General features: G+C 42.6%; 27 protein-coding genes. 25 read left to right on the top strand and 2 right to left on the bottom strand.

The annotated features are described in order from the left end of the window. Positions 1 to 151 precede the first annotated feature (151 nt). The 25 genes from U9J37_RS15690 (at position 152) to U9J37_RS15575 (ending at position 17,026) form a co-directional block, all read left to right on the top strand. The gene (locus tag U9J37_RS15690) at positions 152 to 850 is read left to right on the top strand and encodes a hypothetical protein (protein WP_005472400.1); all 699 of its coding nucleotides are present in this window, start codon (positions 152 to 154) and stop codon (positions 848 to 850) included. A 140-nt stretch (positions 851 to 990) separates the two neighbouring features. Beyond that, entirely contained in the window at positions 991 to 1,452 is a 462-nt protein-coding gene (locus U9J37_RS15685) for a GNAT family N-acetyltransferase (protein WP_043886949.1), read from the top strand. A gap of 142 nt (positions 1,453 to 1,594) precedes the next feature. After that, positions 1,595 to 2,071, top strand: a complete 477-nt coding sequence (locus U9J37_RS15680; RefSeq protein WP_043886947.1) for a GNAT family N-acetyltransferase — start codon at positions 1,595 to 1,597, stop codon at positions 2,069 to 2,071. Positions 2,072 to 2,209: 138 nt separating this feature from the next. After that, positions 2,210 to 2,425 carry a hypothetical protein gene (locus U9J37_RS15675; RefSeq protein WP_005472258.1) on the top strand — a complete coding sequence of 72 codons (216 nt, stop codon included), beginning with the start codon at positions 2,210 to 2,212 and terminating at the stop codon, positions 2,423 to 2,425. 350 nt (positions 2,426 to 2,775) lie between these two features. Further along, positions 2,776 to 3,135, top strand: a complete 360-nt coding sequence (locus U9J37_RS15665) for a hypothetical protein (protein ID WP_005472422.1) — start codon at positions 2,776 to 2,778, stop codon at positions 3,133 to 3,135. Positions 3,136 to 3,301: 166 nt separating this feature from the next. Further along, positions 3,302 to 4,279 carry a hypothetical protein gene (locus tag U9J37_RS15660; RefSeq protein WP_043886945.1) on the top strand — a complete coding sequence of 326 codons (978 nt, stop codon included), beginning with the start codon at positions 3,302 to 3,304 and terminating at the stop codon, positions 4,277 to 4,279. A 206-nt stretch (positions 4,280 to 4,485) separates the two neighbouring features. Continuing rightward, positions 4,486 to 4,860, top strand: coding sequence for a hypothetical protein (locus U9J37_RS15655; protein WP_005472198.1), 375 nt, complete (start codon positions 4,486 to 4,488; stop codon positions 4,858 to 4,860). 170 nt (positions 4,861 to 5,030) lie between these two features. Beyond that, complete coding sequence (locus tag U9J37_RS15650; RefSeq protein WP_005472212.1) at positions 5,031 to 5,525, top strand: GNAT family N-acetyltransferase; 495 nt, start codon at positions 5,031 to 5,033, stop codon at positions 5,523 to 5,525. A gap of 155 nt (positions 5,526 to 5,680) precedes the next feature. Further along, complete coding sequence (locus U9J37_RS15645) at positions 5,681 to 6,010, top strand: hypothetical protein (RefSeq protein WP_043886944.1); 330 nt, start codon at positions 5,681 to 5,683, stop codon at positions 6,008 to 6,010. 199 nt (positions 6,011 to 6,209) lie between these two features. Then, positions 6,210 to 6,938, top strand: coding sequence for a hypothetical protein (locus U9J37_RS15640; RefSeq protein ID WP_005472303.1), 729 nt, complete (start codon positions 6,210 to 6,212; stop codon positions 6,936 to 6,938). Positions 6,939 to 7,150: 212 nt separating this feature from the next. Next, entirely contained in the window at positions 7,151 to 8,008 is an 858-nt protein-coding gene (locus tag U9J37_RS15635) for a hypothetical protein (protein WP_005472288.1), read from the top strand. A 192-nt stretch (positions 8,009 to 8,200) separates the two neighbouring features. Continuing rightward, complete coding sequence (locus U9J37_RS15630) at positions 8,201 to 8,509, top strand: transposase (protein ID WP_005472377.1); 309 nt, start codon at positions 8,201 to 8,203, stop codon at positions 8,507 to 8,509. Between the two features lie 52 nt (positions 8,510 to 8,561). After that, positions 8,562 to 8,735, top strand: coding sequence for an IS3 family transposase (locus tag U9J37_RS21375; RefSeq protein WP_083794653.1), 174 nt, complete (start codon positions 8,562 to 8,564; stop codon positions 8,733 to 8,735). Then, positions 8,732 to 9,013 carry a DDE-type integrase/transposase/recombinase gene (locus tag U9J37_RS15625; protein ID WP_086028706.1) on the top strand — a complete coding sequence of 94 codons (282 nt, stop codon included), beginning with the start codon at positions 8,732 to 8,734 and terminating at the stop codon, positions 9,011 to 9,013. The genes U9J37_RS21375 and U9J37_RS15625 overlap by 4 nt, the downstream gene beginning before the upstream one ends. Before the next feature lie 12 nt (positions 9,014 to 9,025). Next, positions 9,026 to 9,205 carry an IS3 family transposase gene (locus U9J37_RS15620; protein WP_005472329.1) on the top strand — a complete coding sequence of 60 codons (180 nt, stop codon included), beginning with the start codon at positions 9,026 to 9,028 and terminating at the stop codon, positions 9,203 to 9,205. 127 nt (positions 9,206 to 9,332) lie between these two features. Further along, on the top strand, positions 9,333 to 9,659 hold the full coding sequence (locus tag U9J37_RS21370; RefSeq protein ID WP_072036440.1) for a TM2 domain-containing protein: 327 nt from the start codon (positions 9,333 to 9,335) through the stop codon (positions 9,657 to 9,659). A gap of 168 nt (positions 9,660 to 9,827) precedes the next feature. After that, on the top strand, positions 9,828 to 10,562 hold the full coding sequence (locus tag U9J37_RS15615) for a Tim44 domain-containing protein (protein ID WP_043886943.1): 735 nt from the start codon (positions 9,828 to 9,830) through the stop codon (positions 10,560 to 10,562). 684 nt (positions 10,563 to 11,246) lie between these two features. Continuing rightward, positions 11,247 to 11,870 carry an HAD family hydrolase gene (locus tag U9J37_RS15610; RefSeq protein WP_005472208.1) on the top strand — a complete coding sequence of 208 codons (624 nt, stop codon included), beginning with the start codon at positions 11,247 to 11,249 and terminating at the stop codon, positions 11,868 to 11,870. Between the two features lie 71 nt (positions 11,871 to 11,941). Further along, positions 11,942 to 12,787, top strand: a complete 846-nt coding sequence (locus tag U9J37_RS15605; RefSeq protein ID WP_005472338.1) for an NAD-dependent epimerase/dehydratase family protein — start codon at positions 11,942 to 11,944, stop codon at positions 12,785 to 12,787. Positions 12,788 to 12,904: 117 nt separating this feature from the next. Next, the gene (locus U9J37_RS15600) at positions 12,905 to 13,258 is read left to right on the top strand and encodes a DUF1428 domain-containing protein (RefSeq protein WP_005472199.1); all 354 of its coding nucleotides are present in this window, start codon (positions 12,905 to 12,907) and stop codon (positions 13,256 to 13,258) included. A gap of 121 nt (positions 13,259 to 13,379) precedes the next feature. Continuing rightward, positions 13,380 to 14,066 carry a DUF4336 domain-containing protein gene (locus U9J37_RS15595; RefSeq protein ID WP_043886940.1) on the top strand — a complete coding sequence of 229 codons (687 nt, stop codon included), beginning with the start codon at positions 13,380 to 13,382 and terminating at the stop codon, positions 14,064 to 14,066. Positions 14,067 to 14,167: 101 nt separating this feature from the next. Then, positions 14,168 to 14,545, top strand: a complete 378-nt coding sequence (locus tag U9J37_RS15590; RefSeq protein WP_005472240.1) for a hypothetical protein — start codon at positions 14,168 to 14,170, stop codon at positions 14,543 to 14,545. 24 nt (positions 14,546 to 14,569) lie between these two features. After that, complete coding sequence (locus tag U9J37_RS15585) at positions 14,570 to 15,034, top strand: hypothetical protein (protein ID WP_005472301.1); 465 nt, start codon at positions 14,570 to 14,572, stop codon at positions 15,032 to 15,034. Between the two features lie 219 nt (positions 15,035 to 15,253). Further along, on the top strand, positions 15,254 to 15,730 hold the full coding sequence (locus tag U9J37_RS15580) for a hypothetical protein (protein ID WP_232280823.1): 477 nt from the start codon (positions 15,254 to 15,256) through the stop codon (positions 15,728 to 15,730). 840 nt (positions 15,731 to 16,570) lie between these two features. Continuing rightward, positions 16,571 to 17,026, top strand: a complete 456-nt coding sequence (locus tag U9J37_RS15575) for a GNAT family N-acetyltransferase (protein WP_005472204.1) — start codon at positions 16,571 to 16,573, stop codon at positions 17,024 to 17,026. Positions 17,027 to 17,099: 73 nt separating this feature from the next. Here the strand turns inward: U9J37_RS15575 and yghU are convergent, their stop codons facing one another. Continuing rightward, positions 17,100 to 17,960 carry a glutathione-dependent disulfide-bond oxidoreductase gene (gene yghU, locus U9J37_RS15570; RefSeq protein WP_005472226.1) on the bottom strand — a complete coding sequence of 287 codons (861 nt, stop codon included), beginning with the start codon at positions 17,958 to 17,960 and terminating at the stop codon, positions 17,100 to 17,102. Positions 17,961 to 18,121: 161 nt separating this feature from the next. Beyond that, positions 18,122 to 18,766, bottom strand: coding sequence for an HAD family hydrolase (locus tag U9J37_RS15565; RefSeq protein WP_005472354.1), 645 nt, complete (start codon positions 18,764 to 18,766; stop codon positions 18,122 to 18,124). Positions 18,767 to 18,791 lie beyond the last annotated feature (25 nt).

The raw sequence follows: 18,791 nt of genomic DNA, 5'->3' as shown, positions 1-18,791 counted from the left end.
CTAACAAACTGTTTAAGAGTGATTCGCAACGCGTGGCATTTTTACTATGCGTTGGTTTTAGTGTTTAAGGTGGTATGCAGCGGCATCGGTATTGCGTTGCTCACACCTTAACAGGGCGTTAGCTATTTAGGGAGAATTCAATTTGAGATTCGTGACGATACTTAAAGATGAAGATGGTGCTATTTCATCTAGAGAGTTTGAGGGTTATTCATATCAAGGGCAAGCCGTCGACGTATGGGCGGAACGTTTTTCAATGGTAGGAGAACGTGACAAGTATATCGTAACAATTCGTGCGAAAGACGGAAATTTTACAGAGCTAGCCACTAGTAAAACGTGTGCTAATCTTCACACCGCTTTTCGCTGGGCTCGCAACAAGCTTGATGGTTATCCGAGTGTTTATGGTGAGCTGGATTTGCGGGATAGTAAGTCTGACGCCGCTGTTAAGGGAGAAGGAGCTGAACTCTATATTGCTGGCTATATTATGCTTGAGTTGGGGTACATAGTTTCTGTTGCTAGCCCTAATATGCCAGGCTATGACTTGTTGGTTGTAGACCCCAAGACTAAGAAGTCATGCACGGTCCAAGTTAAGTATCGTTCCTCGAACACATCGTCATTGAAGTTAAACTCGACAGATTTCGATTTTTTAGTGTTAGTTGACAAGCCTACTCATGAGATTCAAAAAGTATCCGTAAATGTTTCTCGTCCGATCGCAACATTTGATGTTTGGATCTTAGATAATAAGTGTGTAAAAGAGCAAGTTAGGGCTAATGGGTTGTTGTCAAATCCAAGGTATGACATTTTTTACCACAATTGGTCAGTATTAGTTCAACATTTATCTGAAATAAAATAGCTAACAAGCTGTTTAAGAGTGATTCGCAACGCGTGGCATTTTTACTATGCGTTGCGATTGGTGTTTAAGGTGGTATGCGGCAGCGTTGGTATTGTGTTGCTCACACCTTAACAGGGCGTTATACCGCAAAGGAGAAATCAATGATAAAGCAAATAAGTGGCACAGATCAGGCGCTCTTATCTCTATCAAAAACAAGCTTCTCCGAGCTACGAAAAATCTATCGTCCAACTTCCGAAGCTCAAAGAAACCAAGCTAGTTCAACAAATGATTGGACTTGTTTGGGGTATTATTTAGATCACCAGCTAGTGGGTCTTATAAAAGTTAAGTTGTCCGGAAAGACGCTTAATTTAAGTACACTTTCTGTCATGCCTGAATGTCGTAAAAAAGGTGTAGCTCGAAGCTTAATTTTAGAAGCAGAGCGCATGTTCTCAAATGCAGGCTTGCTCTCAGTTTGGTGCGTTGAGCAAACTGGTAATGTAGAGATCTTTGAGGCACTAGGTTTCAAGGTTGCAGAGCGTATTGAATCAGATATTTTTGAATTGGCTGACAGCTCAAACGTTAAAGCAATAGAAGTTCGTCTGGAGCGGCAGACAGCAGTATAACAAAGCGTTTAAGGCGGATTCACAACGCTTGGCAATCTCAGTTCAAGTTAAATTTAGTGTTTAAGGCACAATGGCTTAGGTTTGGTGGCTGGCGTTGTTCACCACTTAACGCGGCGTTAGGTGCTTGAAGGAAAAAGTAAGTATGGAAATTGTTTTTCGGCAGATAAACATTGATGATTTCGAATTATGCGTTGCTGCGAGAAAAGATGCGTACTTTTGTAGTTTTGGGCATTACGATGGTTTTGATGATTTCATTAGTGGTTATCGCGAACGAGTCTTAGACCGATTAGCAAACTCAGGATGGTACTATATCCATATATTTGTGGATGGTCAGTTTGCAGGGCAGCTAGAGTTTCGTAGCTTTTCACCCGAACGGGAAACTGGCTATGTGCATCTCATTTACTTAAGGCCGAATTTTCGTGGTTCAGGACTCGCTCCAAAAGTGCAGGATTATATAGTAAGCACTTTGATTCAGGCGGGTTGTTTGCGGGCAGTACTTTCAGTAAGTCGGACTAACAGTCGAGCTCTTACATTCTATAAGCGCCATGGTTGGGAGTTCGTGCGTGAGAATCCTAAGCACGATGAAACAGACTTTTACCAACTTTGGCTACGCACCTAACAAACAATTTAAGAGTGATTCGGCACGCGTGGCATTTTTACTATGCGTTGGTTTTAGTGGTTAATGTGGTATGCAGTGGCTTCGGTATTGCGTGCCTCACACCTTAATTGGGCGTTATGTGTGTTGAGGAATTCCATCATGAAGTTAGAGAATAAACCCAAGTTTCCAATTTCAGTTACTTTTCTGGAGGATGGGGAAGTATGGGTACTTGATAATATTGACGAGCTTGGTTCAAACCTTGAGTGGTTCGACTCAAGTGACCCAGAAGAGGAAGCTTTGGTAAAGGATGCTGATAATCGAGACGTTGTTCTTGTTGTAGAAAAACTTGAAGTGAAAGAGTTTAAGCTTGCTTAAAGCTGAATTATGCAAGCTCCGATCGTCTTACAATAATGCAGGTAGTAGAGTCGGATAAACTAAAAGCCTTTAGCATTCGCGTTACCAAAGACCGGAATGGTAAGCGAAAATAACACACATAACAAACTGTTCAAGAGGGATTCGCAACGCGTGGCATTTTCACTATGCGTTGGTTTTGGTGTTTAAGGTGGTCTGCGGCGGGTTCGGTATTGTGTTGCTCACCCCTTAACAGGGCGTTATAAGGTTAATTGGATATCAATAAAGTGTATAAAATCGACAACAAAAAGCTCAGAAAGGAAAAGCTAAGTCCCATTTGGACGTTAGTCTTTATCCTGTTTTTAGGAAGTCTAATGTCTACACCGGAATATGGTGAAGACTTTGATTGGTCTAAAGTCATTTTTATAGTTGTTTTTTCTGGGTTGTTCGCAGTCGGTGCGAGACTCTACGGTGTAATACGTTATTTAAAGTGGGCGAAGAGTCATCGAGTGGTTATTGAAAGTGACGGAGTGAGTTTTCAAAACCTTGGTAGTAAAACTATTTTACCTTGGGATCAAGTTACTTCCTTAAAAGTTAAAGAAAAGGGCGGAAATGTCACTAACATAATATTGAAAACACGATCATCCGGCAAAATAGAGCTTAAAGATTACGACAACCTAAAGCGATTAAGCGAAGAGCTAAAAGCTATTATAGATGAAAAGCTTTGGGTATAACGTTGTTGTACCCGAACCTTATAACAAAGCGTTTAAGAGGGACTATTAACGCTAGGCGGTTTTAGTGCCAAATAAAGTTAAGTGAATAGGGCGGTCATTTAAGGTTACGTTGTAGCGTTACTAGCCCCTTAACGCAGCGTTATGCAGCTAATGTGTGGAGAAAACTTTGACAAAAAACAATGTAATAAGGTTAATTTTACTTGGATTAGTTGCGCTTAAAGTAAACGCAACAGAGTATAAGGTAGTAAATTCAGGAGAAGTATCCGTAATGAATTACTATCCAGCGACCACAATAGCTTCATGTACAGAGAACAACGAGTGTACATACTTGTCGCTGAATTCTCATGCTATTGCAAACTTACTAACTGGTCGTCTCATCGAAAATTCTATGGGAGAAAATCGTAATATTTCTGCAAAAGCAATAAGGAAAGGTGTTAACTATTTTATCTCTGAAAAAAGTAGTAGCTTGTTCTCTGCGCGTTTATCCTCACATAACCCCGAAGGGAAAACACTTAAGTTCACTTACTCTATTACCCTAGTATCAGAAGACGAACGATTAATCATTGAGAAAAATAAAACCGTAGTTCTGTTGGGTTCGAATTATGAAGTGTTTCTAGGAACAGAGTTGCTACCCCATGATACACCGAACAAACGTGTATTAAATCCTGTGGAGTTTCTTGATGTTGTGGAGTGTAATGTAGGAGACAAATACTGTTTTAGTGAACTAGCCTACTATACAAATTATGGGCTTTACTTGGCAACTTTGAGTATGAACCTCACTCAGCAAGAGTTGGGTAGCAATACAATAGCTGCACTTGAAGGGATTTCTACGGTTGTTCTTACTTCCATAAATCCGGTAGCAGCGGAGTTTTATGGTGTCCCGTTCGATGATCCTGGAAGCAGTAGTGGCGAAGAATTTTCGAATAGATCAGTGGTTTTGGCGATTGATGCTAATGTCGAAGGTAGGCGGTATGTTGGTTATGCTAGAGTAAATACAAATGACGGAACAAGCATTAACTATAGCGTAGAGGAAACGAATGAATCTGTTATTCAATACTTAACACGTGCTTGTAATTCTGTCCGTCTCGGTGATTTTGACAAAAATGTCATAGGTAAGTTTTGTGACTTTGGCGTCAAAAAATAAGTCTGCATAACAAAGCATTTAAGAGTGATTCGCAACGCTTGGCAGTTTCGCTTCGCTCAAGTATAGCCAAGCGTCGCTCACACCTTAATGCGGCGTTAGGCGTCATAGCTCACACTTTTATATAAATCAATAACATAGTTCTTGAATTCAGTATTTTTGCCCTTATTTCTAATCTGCCATATGCCGAAAATTAATAAGGAGCTGTTATGACGATAACCAAGTTACAACTCGAGAATTCAAACTTTAGACCAGGTGAAGTATTAAACCATAAGCGTAATGAATGGACTCATATCACCATTACTTACAATGTGTCAGGTGACCGTTCAAGAGTCGATCAAAACATCGATGCCGCTATGGAAAATGATGATGATCTTGTGAAAGTAGATTATGTTAACACAACTCTCTATATACAAATGAAAATTCGGGCAGACGAAGATGAGTCGCTTGAGCAGCAAGCAGAAATTAAAGTTCGCGAGAAAATGCGTGAAATTTTTGTTGGTGATTATGGTTTAGGTGGTTCTACAGTTTCAGTGTTCTGTATGGTTGGTAACTTAAGAGCATTCGCGTACAAATTCACTTAGGTATAGCTTAATAAATGAGCGCCTAACAAACTGTTTAAGAGTGATTCGCAACGCGTGGCATTTTTGCTATCCGTTGCGTTTAGTGTTTAAGGTGGTATGCAGGAGCTTCGGTATAGCGTTGCTCACACCTTAACAGGGCGTTATAAGGCTCGAAAATAAAAGGAACTTTGGTGGAAATTAGAGTTGGGAAATTAGGTGATATTGCAGCTATCACAGACATCTTCAATTTTTATATTGAGCACACTAACGCGCGTTTTGAAGATCGCGCACTTACGCAGGAAAATCGTCTAAACTGGTTTTCTCAGTTCTCATACAATAGTAAGCATCAACTGTTCGTCGCTATAGAAAATGGCAAGTTGTTAGGTTTTGCATGTTCTCAGCCATACAGGGACATTTCAGCATTCGAGGATACAGCGGAAGTTACCGTATACCTTGCAGAAACAGCAAGGGGTAAAGGAGTTGGTTCAAAATTATACTCAAAGCTGTTCTCCTCAATTTCCGATTACGGAGTCCACAGGGTTCTATCAGGTATTGCATTACCAAATGACGCTTCGGTTGCCTTGCATAAGCGTTTTGGTTTTCGAGAAGTTGGCGTATTTAATGAGTATGCAAAGAAAAATGGCAAGTACATTAGCTCTGTTTGGTTAGAAAAGGCGCTTGACTAAAAGTCCGCCTTATAACAAACAATTTAAGAGGGATTCCCCACGCTTGGCATTTTTAGTTTGGGTTTAGTACAGTGTTTACGGTGTCCAAATTGAGTGTCGTGGTCGCGTGGCTCACCCCTTAATTGGGCGTTATGTACACAATATGGATAGTGAAAATGGATGAGAAAGTACTAATAGCTTTTGGTGTTTGGGGAGGTGTTTCACTCCTCGGTTTTGTGTTGTTCTATATAAATAAAAATGCACAGTTTAAGAGGAAATACTATCCATTATTCTCTGTCGTGACAGGGGCTTTATTTTTGTTCATTGTACACTTGCAGGGCTTTGTTAATCATCAATTCTGGATTGTAATTGTTCCCATTGTATCTCTAATAACTTTTATGAATATACGTGGCGCTAAGTTTTGCGACAACTGTGGGAAATCAAACTTTGGGCAATCATTAAAAGATAGAAAAATCGAATGCCAAAAATGTGGGCATACTATTTGAGTAATGTGAACATAACAAGGCGTTTAAGGCGGATTCACAACGCTTGGCGATTTTGGTTCATGTCAGCTTAAGTGTATAAGGTACAATGGGTTAAGTTTGGTGGTTGGCGTTGTTCACCACTTAACGCGGCGTTAGGCAGTAGCTGTGACGAAAGTTAAAGAGTAAGTATGGAAAATAAAAAATATATTTGGATCAGAACGTGTTGTCTGAGTATTTAGCAGGAAAAAGTTCTGATCTTGTCAATGCGATATTAGAGTTAAAAAAGAAGAATAGTTTTCTATATAGTCCTGCTCATATGGAAGAACTTGCAGTTCCTTTTATGGCGGCAAGTAACCGAGAGGTCAAGCAGAGAGTACTCGAAGAAATAGATAGCATATCTGAGTTAACAGGAAATAGAGAGGTGTTTCCGGGATCGGATATACCAATGCATATCACTATTGAACACCCGTCTTTGTGCTTCAAAAGAGTTATTGATTTCTATCATTTAAACTCTCATCTTGAGCAGCAAGAAAGTGAGCAGTTGGAATGGTATAAGAGTGCAGACCCTACAGGTAAAACGGCACAAAAAATGTCTAATGAAAGTTCTTCTATTTTATTGCAGGAGGAGCACTCTCTAGCTTTAAATGGCAGGTTTCATCTAGATTTTTTAGCGGCTATGTCTGCAAGGCGAGTTGGCTTGAGAGATTTCAACTACCCTGAAATATTAAAGTCACACACCGCATTTGAGCGTTGCATTGAAATCACATTTTGTTATTTAGAAAGCATTCGCTATAGACCTGAAGCTGTCAAAAAAAGCCGTTCAAGAATGCATGATGTTAGTCATGCGATTTATGGCTCTATCGCTGACATCTTAGTTACTGATGATGACAGGTTTCAAAGAAATTTCAGGCTGTCTATGAATATTGGGGGATTCAAACAGAGATTCTGAGTACCGACGGTTTTGTCAGTAAAGTAGTACTTGGGGAAACTGCCTAACAATCTGTTTAAGAGTGATTCGCAACACGTGGCATTTTTACTATGCGTTGGTTTTTGTGCTTAAGGTGGTATGCGGGAGCTTCGGTATTGCGTTGCTCACACCTTAACAGGGCGTTATGAAACTTCCAATTTGGCTAGGTCGAAAATAATTAAGAGGTAATAACAATGGATATTGCTTTTTGTACTATTGATGGAAAAGAATGGTACGCAGATGAATTTTGGGCGTTAGGTGAAAAAGCTATAGTAACTATGCGCCGAAATCTGCAATGTACTTCTTGTAAAGGCGATGCTTGGTTTAGAAAATCTAGTTATGGGAACAAAGTTCCCCATTTCTGTGCCCATCATTCTGAAGATTGCACATATGCGACAAATTATGAAGTCGTTGATGATGGCGATGGAGGCGATGGACAGCCTGCGGCTAATCCAGACTCAGGCATAGTTTTGGATCTTGGCTTAGATAAAAACTATGAAGTGGATGTTCAAACCCCAGCACCGAAACCGGACACTCCTGTGGGAGAGCGAAGATCAGGAAAAGAGGTTAAAAATGGTGGTGGTAAAGATTACCCTGCACATCTAACGCTTAAAAACACATTATATAAGCTAGTTCGTTCCGACAAGCTCTATACATCTGATTCTAAAGTAACAATACCTAATGCTCCCATTCAGGGTTTACCAGAAAAAGCGAACGAGTTATTTGTAAACTTTAAAGATGTCCACGAAGGGTACAACGGGCTAAGTCGAGTTTATTGGGGCTTTATCAGTGACGCTGGCTTTACTGCAGATGGTAGGCTTTGGTTAAACGCAGGTAATCGCACCGATGGCTTAAGTGTTTCAATCAATCCTGATATCACAGAAGAGTTCCGAGCTTACTTTAAGGTAGATAAGTCGTTAGACCAATTAGAGGGTTGTCATGCGCTTATCATTGGTGATTGCTACTATGCAACAACAGGAAAACCAGTAATTTGGTGTGGTAGTTTGGATTACGTTGTGCTTCGCCGATACAACTTTGACAAAGTTTCATAACAAAGCATTTAAGAGTGATTCCCAACGCTTGGCATTTTTCATTCTATCGTTGGGTTTTGTGTTTACGGTGGCATGGTTTAGGTTAGGTGGTAGCGTTGCTCACACCTTAATGCGGCGTTATGCCTCCGAGTACCCCCACGTTTAGTAGACACTTTACTGAGTTAGATCTAGGGTCTAATTGAGAGGTGATTTATGGCTAAACATCGTAATCCAGCGTACACCGAAGAGTTCCGAAAAGAAGCAGTCCGCTTGGCCAGTCTTCCTGGCCGAACAGCCGTCTCCGTTGCCAAGGAGCTGGGCATCAGTGCCCAGCAGATCCGGAACTGGAAGCGCCAGTTCACACGCCTATCTGATAAACAGTTTAACACCTTAGATGGTGTCGATTATTCGAAGAAAGAGTCCGAAGAGCTTCGAGTGCTAAGGCGCGAGAACAAGCGACTCAAAGATGAAATGGAATTCCTAAAAAAGGTCTCGGCGTACTTCGCGAAGCAGCAAGAGTGAAGTACGAGTTTATTGAAAGCTATGTCGGCGAGAGCGCTTTGAACAGCACGTCTTGTGTATCTATGCCCAATACCGAGCTCGTTACGGTTCAGTGCGAATAGCCGAAGAGCTAAATGAAGCTGGCTATTCCTGCTGCGTGAATTATGTGGCTGATATCATGAAAGAAAAAGGTATCAGGGCACGTAATGGCAAGGGTTTAAATACAGCAAGGATGTGGCTACGATGACGACTGTTGCCGACAATTTACTGCGAAGAGACTTTGAGTCTAAGACGCCAAATCAGAAGTGGGTTACGGACATCACGTATATCTGGGTGAAGAGCCGCTGGCTCTTCTTGGCGACGGTGATGGACCTGCATTCAAGGCGCATCGTGGGTTGCTCGCTAGGGACAACGATGACCGTCGAGCTCATCACCAATGCCCTAAAAATGGCGTTTGAGTCACGTAAGCCGCCTAAGGGCGTCATTATCCACTCGGACCGTGGTGTACAATACAGAGCATATTAATATCAAGACTTCATGCGCAAGCATGGAGGTGTGCCGAGCATGAGTCGACAGGGCAACTGTTGGGATAATGCGGTGATGGAGTCGTTCTACAGTCGACTGAAAGTCGAACTGATATACGCAGAAGACTACCAAACTGTCGAAGAAGCCCGAATGGGCATCTTCGAATACATCGAGGTATTTTACAATCGCTGAAGAAGACACTCAGCGTTGGGGCATGTCAGCCCAGTTGAGTACGAAAGTATGTAGTTATGTACTGTCTACTTTTTGTGGGTACACCAGTATACGGAAGAACAATTATTTTAAGGATAATTAGTGATATATGAATGTTTTTTGTCGAAATTGTGGTCAGGAGATGCCGGAGACCGTGAATGTATGTGGTGCTTGTAAATATAAACAAGAGTTTATTCCCACCAGAGCTACTACGCGTCGAAGTTCAGATGGTGTGGTAGCCTTCTTTGTCTGTTTACTTTTAGGTTGGTTAGGCATACACAGATTTGTATATGGAAAAATTGGTACAGGTATATTGATGTTTTTGACTGGTGGTGGGTTTGGTATTTGGTGGATTGTAGACACCATTAGGATAGGAGTTTGCAACAATTTCACTGATTCTAAAGGGAGACCATTAAGTTTGATTCATAGCAACTAGTACTTACCAGCAATATACCTAACAATGCGTTTAAGGTGGATTCACAGCGCTTGGCGGTTTCAGTTCCAGTCAGATTTAGTGTCAAAAGAACAATGGTTTAGGTTTGGTGGTTGGCGTTGTTCATCACTTAACGTTGCGTTAGGCTCAAATCGTATACAAGGAGGTTTAATGAGTAAATTAGTGATTTATTTGTCGGCAATTTCTGTTACATGTTTAGTAGTTGCGGACCCCGCATTTGCTGGTCCTGGAGGGGTAATTGCAAGCGCATTATCTGAGACTTTCTGGGGAAAGGTAATAATGCTATGTATACTGACCTTTTTTTCACCCTGGATAGTTTACTACCTTTGCAAGGAGAAATTAGCTGAGAGACGCGCTAGAAAAGATCTAAGATTTATGGCTGGCTACAGTGAATTGTTTGAGTGGTTAAAAGTACAAGAAAGAGCCAAGGATTGTTTTTATCGAGTGCATTCAGGTTGGGAGAGTGAAGACTTATCGACTGTTTCTGACTGGATGACAGATTGGTATTGGCAAAATCAGCAACAAGTGCATCTTGAAAATTGGAAAAAACAAGGGTTAGTTAATGTTTGCAAGGTAACTCATTTGTCCCAAATTAAACCGCTACTATTTGTTCATAGGAATCAATCTGCAGAACATGAAGGCTCTATAGTCGTGGTTGCAATTACCGGTGAAACTCAAGATTACCTGAAAGTTAAAGAGACAGGCGAAATAGTCGAAGGGAGCAAAAAGTTCAAAGATGTTGAAACAATATGGACTTTGACCTTGATTGATGGTGTTTGGAAAGTCTCTAACATTGAAAGTAGTTCGATGTCCGTAGATTATGCCAAAGAAGCCAAGTATTTACCCAAGATTGAAACTACAGTTGTAAGTGATCTGAGAGCCTAACAAAGCGTTTAAGACAGATTCCCAACGCATGGTATTTTTCATCCCGTCGTTGGGTTTTGTGTTTAAGGTTGTATGGTTTAGGTTCGGTGGTCTGCGTTTCTCACACCTTAATGCGGCGTTAGGCGGCGGGCAGAAAAGTTCTTTGTTCTCATTTTCTGAGGTCTCTTTGAGCATTCGTTTTTCTAAGTCGGCAATTCAAGATTGTAGGCTCAAATTCTTGAACCCACCAGCCGTAAAACATGCCAATGTTCCTGGGTTGTCTTATTGGTTTTTGGAGTCGGTTAGTGGCGAGTTTCACTGGCTCAAGCGTGGCGAGGGCAAGTCCACTGAAGTTTTCGAATTTGCCATTAGTTTGCAGCTTTGGGTTTCTCGGGTTCAAAACCTTCTTTGTTGCTAGAGGTCTGCATTTCGTGCTCGTTGGTACCTTGGCAGAAACATAGTGATATTTGTGGTTCTTGTATCACAAAAAGTCGGTAGGTGTTTGGTTGCTTATTTGGTTTCGGGTAATCTGCTCTCAAAACAACTTAAACACTGGCGGGAAACTTCAAATACATCGAGGTTTTTTACAATCGCAAAATTGTAGGACGAATTTATGAACGTTGAAGATTGCCTCTCGGCAAGCGATATCGGATGAGTTTATCGTTTTAAGTGTTTATTGTGAAGTGAGGCTGAAAGGAGAGGGTAATGACAGCGAGTAAGATAAAAAATATTGTGTTTGATATCGGCAACGTTGTGGTGCGGTGGTCTCCGCTAGAAATAGTTAGGCTCACTTTTGGAAATATCGATTCGTTGGAAGAGAAAGCGAGGCTGATATTTCAATCGCCGACGTGGTTAGACTTAAATAAAGGTCTATTAACTGAGAGTGAGGCAAAGGCGCAGTATCAAGCATTATTGGGTTTTACAGAGTTAGAGTGTGAGAGATTGTTCTATTATGTCAAGCGCACGCAAATACTGATTCATGGCTCGGTTGAGCTGATTCAATGTTGTAAATCCGCAGGTTACCGCGTGTTTGCTTTGACTGATAATGTCCACGAAATTGTTGCTCACCTTAAAGAAACGTATGATTTTTGGCCACTGTTTGATGGTGCTATCGTTTCAGCGGATCTTGCCTTATTAAAGCCTCAGCCTGAGATTTATCAGTCGCTGCTCTCTCACTATGATTTAGAAGCTTCTGAAACGGTGTTTATTGACGATATGGCACATAACGTTGAAGGAGCAGAGTCCGTTGGCATTCAGGGAATTCAGTTCGAAAATGCGCATCAATGTGAGCTAGCACTACTTTCAAAAGGTGTTGAGTTGTCACTGTAATTAGCATGCCATTTATACAGAGATTTGGCGAGTAATCTTGCACCAACAATCACCTATACAGGCAATAAACCATGGAAGCGGTACCTAGAACCAAGAGCGTGCTCATTGCTGGGGCGACGGGCTATATTGGTCGTCACGTCGGCGAGGGTTTTCTTTATAGCGGCTATAATGTGTTCACTTACAATCGAAGCGGTCAGATAGCTTGCTACGTAAGTGGTAGAGAAGTAAACGCGTCTGAGCTTGTCAGTTGTTTTGATGTCATAGTCAATTGCGCACGTCCACATTGGTTAGAGTTTTCGCCAGAAGACATTGCACAGATAGAGTTCAAACTATTACAAACGTTGGACACGTTTGCTGCGAATAACGCGACAAAAATTCATACCTCAGGTGTCTGGCTGTTTGGCCACGCAACAAGCGATGACCTACTGCACTTTCGGTTGCAGCCACTCAAGGTAGTGGAACCGGACGTCCGAACGATAAACGATGCCATCCAAAAACAATGGCACATCGTTTACTGCCCGAGCCTGGTCTATGGTGGTGAAAACTGTCAACTGCAACGTATTGTGCAATCATGGGCTAACCAATCCATACAGGTTGCAATTCCCTCAGTGGGCCACAATCAATATGTCCACGTCGACGACGTTGCACGATTCTATTTGCTGCTTGCTCAACAACAGACGACTGCAAGACAACATTTTATTGCTGAGCCGAAAGGTTACTCTCCAAAAGAGTTCGCCAATCTTCTATTGATATTTCAAGCAATACGAAGTGTTGAAGAGGTCAGTTGGGCGCAGTTTGAAACCAACAATGGATCCTCGGCGTTAGAAATCGAAAAACTTAACCTTAATGTGCCCATAAGCTCATTGTTTCAAGCTCAACAGTCGATTAGCCACTATCTTGAAAGGCGAATCATATAAAAGCTACTTGCCAAGTATTTTGCAAAACTGACCCGTGTGATATTAGGCGCTAACTGATATACACGGCATCGTAAGGTTGGGCTATGGTTATATTTCATAATCTAGGAGAAATTAATCATGTCTTATGTCGATGGATTTATTGCGGCGGTGCCGAAGGGAAACAAGCAAAAATACATAGTGCATGCCGAGATCGCTGCACAAATGTTCAAGGAGTACGGAGCGCTGCAAGTGGTTGAAGCGTGGGAAGATGACGTGCCTGAGGGTGAAGTAACGTCTTTTCCTATGGCAGTTGACCGAAAACCCGATGAAGTCGTTGTCTTCTCATGGGTTATCTGGCCATCACGAAGTCGACGAGACGAAGCATGGGAGAGGATCACCAAAGACCCAAGAATGAGTCCAGAACACAACCCCATGCCTTTTGATGGAAAACGTATTATCTATGGCGGTTTTACAATCATCGTTGAAAGCTGAACATGCGTCATCTTGGAGTTTAAATGAGCGAAGTTTTGATAGTGGGAGTAATACTCCCACGTTTGAGTGGTCTGCAAAACTCGATTTCAGGTCACAAACTAGGGTTAAAGCAGGCACATGAATGAAACAATTAGCTGAGAACATTTGGATATATGACGGCACGACCGTATCCTTCTTGGGTTTTCCTTTCAAAACAAGGATGACCGTCATTCGTTTGGCAACTGGCGAGCTTTGGATTCATAGTCCGATCAAAATGTCACCAGCGTTAAGCGAGCAAATAGCACAACTTGGGGAAGTAAAGTATCTGATTGCGCCCAACCATTTACATCATCTCTTTATCTCTGACTGGTTGAGTGCTTACCCTCAAGCGTTGTTATTTGGAACCGATGAGGTCATAAAAAAGCGCTCAGATCTTACCTTCGAAGGATCGCTGAACTCTTCGACAGAAGCGCTTTGGGCAGGGGAAATTGAACAAGAGTTGTTTTCTGGATCGCCTGTTATGGAAGAGTGCGTGTTTTTCCATGTCACTTCGAGAACCTTGATTGTCACGGACTTGGTTGAAAATTTCTCAGGAGAGGATTTTAACTATTGGCAGAGACTGGTTGCGCGAGGTGTCGGCATATTGGCTCCAAACGGAAAAACGCCCTTAGACTGGCGTTTGAGTTTTATGTTTGGGAAAGAAGACGCTCGTCTCCATCTTGAGCGACTGCTTGCGTGGAAGCCCCAAACTCTAGTCATGTCACATGGTGAAATAGTAAAACAAAACGTTGGACAATTTTTAAATCGATCATTCGACTGGCTTATCTAAATCATCACAACAGGTTAAAACGTAAGCGCCTGTAAGCCTATCCCACCTCCGTGGCTGTTCGATTATATAATCCCGGCATCAGCTAAATCGGGTGCACAACGATGCATGAAACTCACTTTTTGAATATTGACCTAGATATCGAGTCTTCTCGAGATATTCGACCTCTCGTGGAACATTGGGGAGATCAAGTGATGGTGTTTCGTGTGGAGAAGGTTGCCGATATGTGGTTTGGCAGTTTCGAAACCTGCGAAACCTCTGAGGACGCGATAGTCAATCAATACTACCAGCTCGTTAATCGCTTACCTCAGCACTTAAGAAAGCTATGGGATAGTGCGAGCAAACGTGTGTTTGATGTTGGTTTTGAAGCTGCAGGTAGCTCGAAGGCTTTTCAATCGAGTCTTACGCAAGAGTCTGTAACAAAGCTTGCTGAAATCGGTGGTGCGATAACCATATCAATTTACTCCAATGACGATGTGTAGACGATCTATTCAACGAGGAGCGCTATGTTAAAGCGATTGCTATTCTTAGTTTTATTATGTTCATCAACGTTATATGCGTCTGAGTTTGAAGGCTGCTACCTCATCAAAGATGATATTGCCAGTGCAGTCACTGGTGAAACTGAAGAGAGAACCTCATACATGCTCGTTACTCGAGTGGCAGAAGACTACTTCGTTGAAGGGACACTTTTTGGTGCCAACTTCCATGTGTGCTCGATAGGCTCAACATCGGAAGACGCGGCTGGCCCGCTCAAAATGACGCGTGAGGAGGACGTGCTAGTCTATCGAGAAAGTGATGAAGAATACGATTTCTTTTGTGAGCTGAGCGTCTCACGTAAAGGGAACATGCTCGTCTTCAAAGACGAGGGAGGGCAGTGCTCTGGTGGCGTATTTGATTGTGGCGCTCGAATCGGCTTGAACGGCATTGAGATCCCGAAGGTTGACGGCGAATGCCCAACCGAAAAGCAATGAGTATTTGATTGTCTACTCCAATTGAAAGCTTCGTGGCCTCCTTCATTACGTAATTTTTAAATTTTTCAATCAAGGCATTGTGACTCCTAAGCAAGTGTGCAATTGGGGCGACAATGAACGTTAGCTATTAGGTAAATGATGAACTTTTTTAAAACTATTTCCGTTACACTTTCTGCAGCACTTCTTTTTGGTTGTGCGTTACCGGCACAGGTAAAAAACATGAAAGTAGATGGTGCGGTAAATCACCAATATGATGAGAATTTAACGAACTCTGTTACGATAGATAAGGTTTCCGGCGGTAAATGGACCAATCCGTTGCTGCAATCAGAAATTGGTAGCGATGATTTTTCTACCGCATTAAAATCCTCGCTACAGTCTCAGCAGCTATTGGCTGAGACAGAAAACTCAGTCTACGCGCTGTCTGCTGACATTGTTGAAGTCGATCAGCCACTTGCTGGGCTAGACATGACAGTTACGTCATCCATTCAATACCGCTTGATTGAAAAGAGCTCCGGGAAAGTCCTATTTAATGAGCTCATTACCGCTGCATTTACAGCATCAACTGACGATGCCTTTGACGGTATGCAGCGTTTAAAAATTGCCAATGAAGGTTCAGCCAAGGCCAATATTGCTCAGTTTTTATCGCAGCTTTCTCGGCTTGATGTCGCCAATGCGTCCATTGAACTTCCCCAATAAAAATCTGACACTTTGTTGATTATCACTTAGGTGAGACGTTGCTGTTCTCATCTAAGTGACCGATTAACTGAATTTTACACTCCAATTATTTGCACTGACTCGCATTAGCTCTCCGTTTCAGGAAAGATAGTAAAGATAACCGCCCTTCAACTGCCTTCACGTTTATTCTTCCATTATGATTGGTGAATTGTTAGTCACCGAATAACTTCTATTGTCATGGCATCACTGAAAAGACTGATTATTGAGTTCCTAAAATATTACCTCGCTGCGGTAGTGGTGATCGGCATTAAAGGGGAGCTTTTCAATATTGCTCTTAGGGTTTGGTCTAATAACCAGATGACGTTTTATCAAGATGGGTTATGGCAGATAACATTGTTCTTGGCCTTGGTTTTTTCGCTGCATACGATGGTGATGAAATATTGCCCAGAGTAGTCAGTCTTCCCGTTCCGTTTAACAACCAGTCCGAACAACAATATTTACTTATGTTTGAGAATAAGTGATTCTACACGGAAATATTACAACATTGTTGGAGAAGAACTGGTGCAGTTCGAACTAGGATCCGTATTTCGCTTTTTGTCTTGGCTCTTTTTTACCCTTATTATCGATGGAATTATTAAAACCACAGGTCGTGTTGTGCGTGCTGTATTTACAAAAAATAAAGGACTAAGTGATAACTGGTTGATCGCGATAGGGAGCCTTTTTTGGGTGTTAGTATTGGTTTTCATTGCGCAAGCGAACCAGTTTATCGCCGTCGATGTGTGCTTAGATGCGGGTGGCTCTTACGACTATGATGCACAGGTTTGTATTAAGTAGACTTGAAAAATTAAAAGGGCAGAGAATATGGAAATTCGAATTGATGACTTGAGTGGTGGTGAAGTGTTACAACTTTTGCAGGAGCACCTCCAAGATATGTACGCGACGTCACCACCAGAAAGTGTTCATGCATTGGATGTGGATGCGCTTAAAGCGCCTGAAATTACCTTTTATAGTGGGTGGTCCGGTGAAAAACTGCTCGGTTGTGTTGCGATAAAATCACTCAGCGACCAACACGTTGAACTGAAATCGATGAGAACATCGAGCAACGCCCGAAATCAAGGCGTTGCCTCTGGCTTACTGGAACATGTGATAGAGCAAGCGGGCGTGAAGGGATACAAAACCATCAGTTTAGAAACGGGTTCGCAGGCATTCTTTCAACCAGCTCGATCTCTGTATGAGAAATACGGATTTGAGTATTGCGGGCCGTTTGGGGGGTATAAGGAAGATCCTCACAGTCGATTTATGACTCGTCCTCTATAATGGGTAAAACGTCAATTGTTGATGACGGCACCTATGTTTGCGGCTTAGTGAGTCACTAAACCGCTATTTCGTTTTACTCTGGTTTTAGGGCAAGTACTTTGTCAATGTCAGCAGCGCTGTTGCGTTGCGGTACTTGTTCCCATGCTTCACCCCACGAACGGTTGACTACTCGACCTCGTTGGACGGCTTCACGCTGTTCGATCTCTTTTGCCCAGCGTAAAACGTTGGTGTAGCCCTCAGCTTGCAAGAACTCTACGGCATCATAGGCATGTCCAAGTACAACGTTTCCATACCACGGCCATGTTGCAATATCCGCGATGGTGTATTCGTCACCTGCAAGGTAGCGCGTTTTGGCGAGCTGTTTGTCTAGCACATCCAGTTGACGTTTTGCTTCCATGGTGAAGCGGTTGATTGGGTATTCAAACTTTTCTGGGGCGTAGACATAGAAGTGACCGAAACCGCCACCAAGATAAGGCGCAGAGCCTTGTAACCAAAATAGCCAGTTTAGCGCTCGGGTTCTTGCAGCGACCTCTTTCGGTAAAAAGTGACCAAACTTCTCTGCCAAGTAGAGCAAGATGTTACCCGATTCAAAGACGTTAATTGGCTCGTCACCTGAACGGTCCACCATGGCAGGGATCTTTGAATTGGGGTTAATCGAAACAAAATCGGAACCAAACTGATCGCCATCGCCAATCTTGATTATATAAGCGTCGTACTCAGCTTGAGTCACGCCAAGTGCCAGCAGTTCCTCAAGCATGATCGTTACTTTCTGACCATTAGGAGTTGCGAGCGAGTAGAGTTGAATCGGGTTATCGCCCACAGGCAATGTCTGTTCGTGACGGGCTCCAGAGTCTGGACGGTTAATACTGGCCCATTGGCCGCCGCTTTCGTCGTCCATAGTCCAAACTTTTGGTGGTTGATACTGAGTTGTCATTGTTATTCCTTATCCAAAATTGATATCCGGCAATCACTATCATTGGGCTAAAAACAACAAATAAAAAGAGTGACACAGAGAAACTGATAGATCGGAAAGTTATTGAAAAGCGTTTGGAAGAATAATGAGGCGCTCTCAAGTTTGTCGGAGCGCCTTTGGGGTTACTTTTTCAGTTCGGCTAACGCATCGTGCAGGCTATTTACGATTTTGTGCCCAAGCGCTCGAACTTCGTCACATGGTTCAACTAAATCTGGAATTTGAAACGTAGTCATATTGGCGGACACCGCGCTGCGAACGCCATTGTTTGAATCTTCAAACGCCACACACTGATTTGCCTCGATGCCTAAACGCTTGGCGGCAAGAAGATAGATCTCTGGATCGGGTTTGCCATGAGTCACTTCACAGCCACAGGTGAGGCTTTTAAAGTACTTGTCCAATCCTGCAAGACGCAGTTTGGCTTCGGCAACCTCTTTGTGAGTTGAGGTTGCGACTGCGGCGGGAATATTGTTTGCTTTTAACCACTCGAGTAGTTCGATCACGCCATCTTTAACTGGAATGGCCTGATGTTTAACAATGGCATCGTAGTTTACTCGCCATTCAGCGTGGAGAGCATCGTAATCTTCGCCATACGCATCGCGGAATATCTTCTCGATACCGGCAGAGTTGCGGCCAATAATGGACAGGTAGACGGCTTCGTGAAACGGCAGTTGTAAAGTCTCGCATGCTTGCTTGAATACGCGCATACAGACACGCTCTGTATCGAGCAGAAGACCATCCATATCGAAGATAGCGGCTTGAAATTTCATGGAATTACTTACTACAAACTAACAA

This window comes from Vibrio sp. 16, from assembly GCF_963681195.1.
Classification (GTDB): domain Bacteria; phylum Pseudomonadota; class Gammaproteobacteria; order Enterobacterales; family Vibrionaceae; genus Vibrio; species Vibrio sinaloensis_D.
Note: the sequence above shows the minus strand (reverse complement) of the source record. Positions and strands in the feature narration are given on the sequence as shown.

Bases quoted from the DNA above. Each gene is read 5' to 3' on its own strand.
- U9J37_RS15685 (WP_043886949.1), top strand. From the start codon at position 991: ATGATAAAGCAAATAAGTGGCACAGATCAGGCGCTCTTATCTCTATCA.
- U9J37_RS15605 (WP_005472338.1), top strand. From the start codon at position 11,942: ATGGAAGCGGTACCTAGAACCAAGAGCGTGCTCATTGCTGGGGCGACG.
- U9J37_RS15600 (WP_005472199.1), top strand. From the start codon at position 12,905: ATGTCTTATGTCGATGGATTTATTGCGGCGGTGCCGAAGGGAAACAAG.
- U9J37_RS15590 (WP_005472240.1), top strand. From the start codon at position 14,168: ATGCATGAAACTCACTTTTTGAATATTGACCTAGATATCGAGTCTTCT.
- U9J37_RS15580 (WP_232280823.1), top strand. From the start codon at position 15,254: ATGAAAGTAGATGGTGCGGTAAATCACCAATATGATGAGAATTTAACG.
- U9J37_RS15635 (WP_005472288.1), top strand. From the start codon at position 7,151: ATGGATATTGCTTTTTGTACTATTGATGGAAAAGAATGGTACGCAGAT.
- U9J37_RS15665 (WP_005472422.1), top strand. From the start codon at position 2,776: ATGTCTACACCGGAATATGGTGAAGACTTTGATTGGTCTAAAGTCATT.
- U9J37_RS15615 (WP_043886943.1), top strand. From the start codon at position 9,828: ATGAGTAAATTAGTGATTTATTTGTCGGCAATTTCTGTTACATGTTTA.
- U9J37_RS15655 (WP_005472198.1), top strand. From the start codon at position 4,486: ATGACGATAACCAAGTTACAACTCGAGAATTCAAACTTTAGACCAGGT.
- U9J37_RS15565 (WP_005472354.1), bottom strand. From the start codon at position 18,766: ATGAAATTTCAAGCCGCTATCTTCGATATGGATGGTCTTCTGCTCGAT.
- U9J37_RS15610 (WP_005472208.1), top strand. From the start codon at position 11,247: ATGACAGCGAGTAAGATAAAAAATATTGTGTTTGATATCGGCAACGTT.
- U9J37_RS15675 (WP_005472258.1), top strand. From the start codon at position 2,210: ATGAAGTTAGAGAATAAACCCAAGTTTCCAATTTCAGTTACTTTTCTG.
- yghU (WP_005472226.1), bottom strand. From the start codon at position 17,960: ATGACAACTCAGTATCAACCACCAAAAGTTTGGACTATGGACGACGAA.
- U9J37_RS15620 (WP_005472329.1), top strand. From the start codon at position 9,026: ATGCGCAAGCATGGAGGTGTGCCGAGCATGAGTCGACAGGGCAACTGT.
- U9J37_RS15680 (WP_043886947.1), top strand. From the start codon at position 1,595: ATGGAAATTGTTTTTCGGCAGATAAACATTGATGATTTCGAATTATGC.
- U9J37_RS15595 (WP_043886940.1), top strand. From the start codon at position 13,380: ATGAAACAATTAGCTGAGAACATTTGGATATATGACGGCACGACCGTA.
- U9J37_RS15585 (WP_005472301.1), top strand. From the start codon at position 14,570: ATGTTAAAGCGATTGCTATTCTTAGTTTTATTATGTTCATCAACGTTA.
- U9J37_RS21370 (WP_072036440.1), top strand. From the start codon at position 9,333: ATGAATGTTTTTTGTCGAAATTGTGGTCAGGAGATGCCGGAGACCGTG.
- U9J37_RS15575 (WP_005472204.1), top strand. From the start codon at position 16,571: ATGGAAATTCGAATTGATGACTTGAGTGGTGGTGAAGTGTTACAACTT.
- U9J37_RS15625 (WP_086028706.1), top strand. From the start codon at position 8,732: ATGACGACTGTTGCCGACAATTTACTGCGAAGAGACTTTGAGTCTAAG.
- U9J37_RS15630 (WP_005472377.1), top strand. From the start codon at position 8,201: ATGGCTAAACATCGTAATCCAGCGTACACCGAAGAGTTCCGAAAAGAA.
- U9J37_RS15645 (WP_043886944.1), top strand. From the start codon at position 5,681: ATGGATGAGAAAGTACTAATAGCTTTTGGTGTTTGGGGAGGTGTTTCA.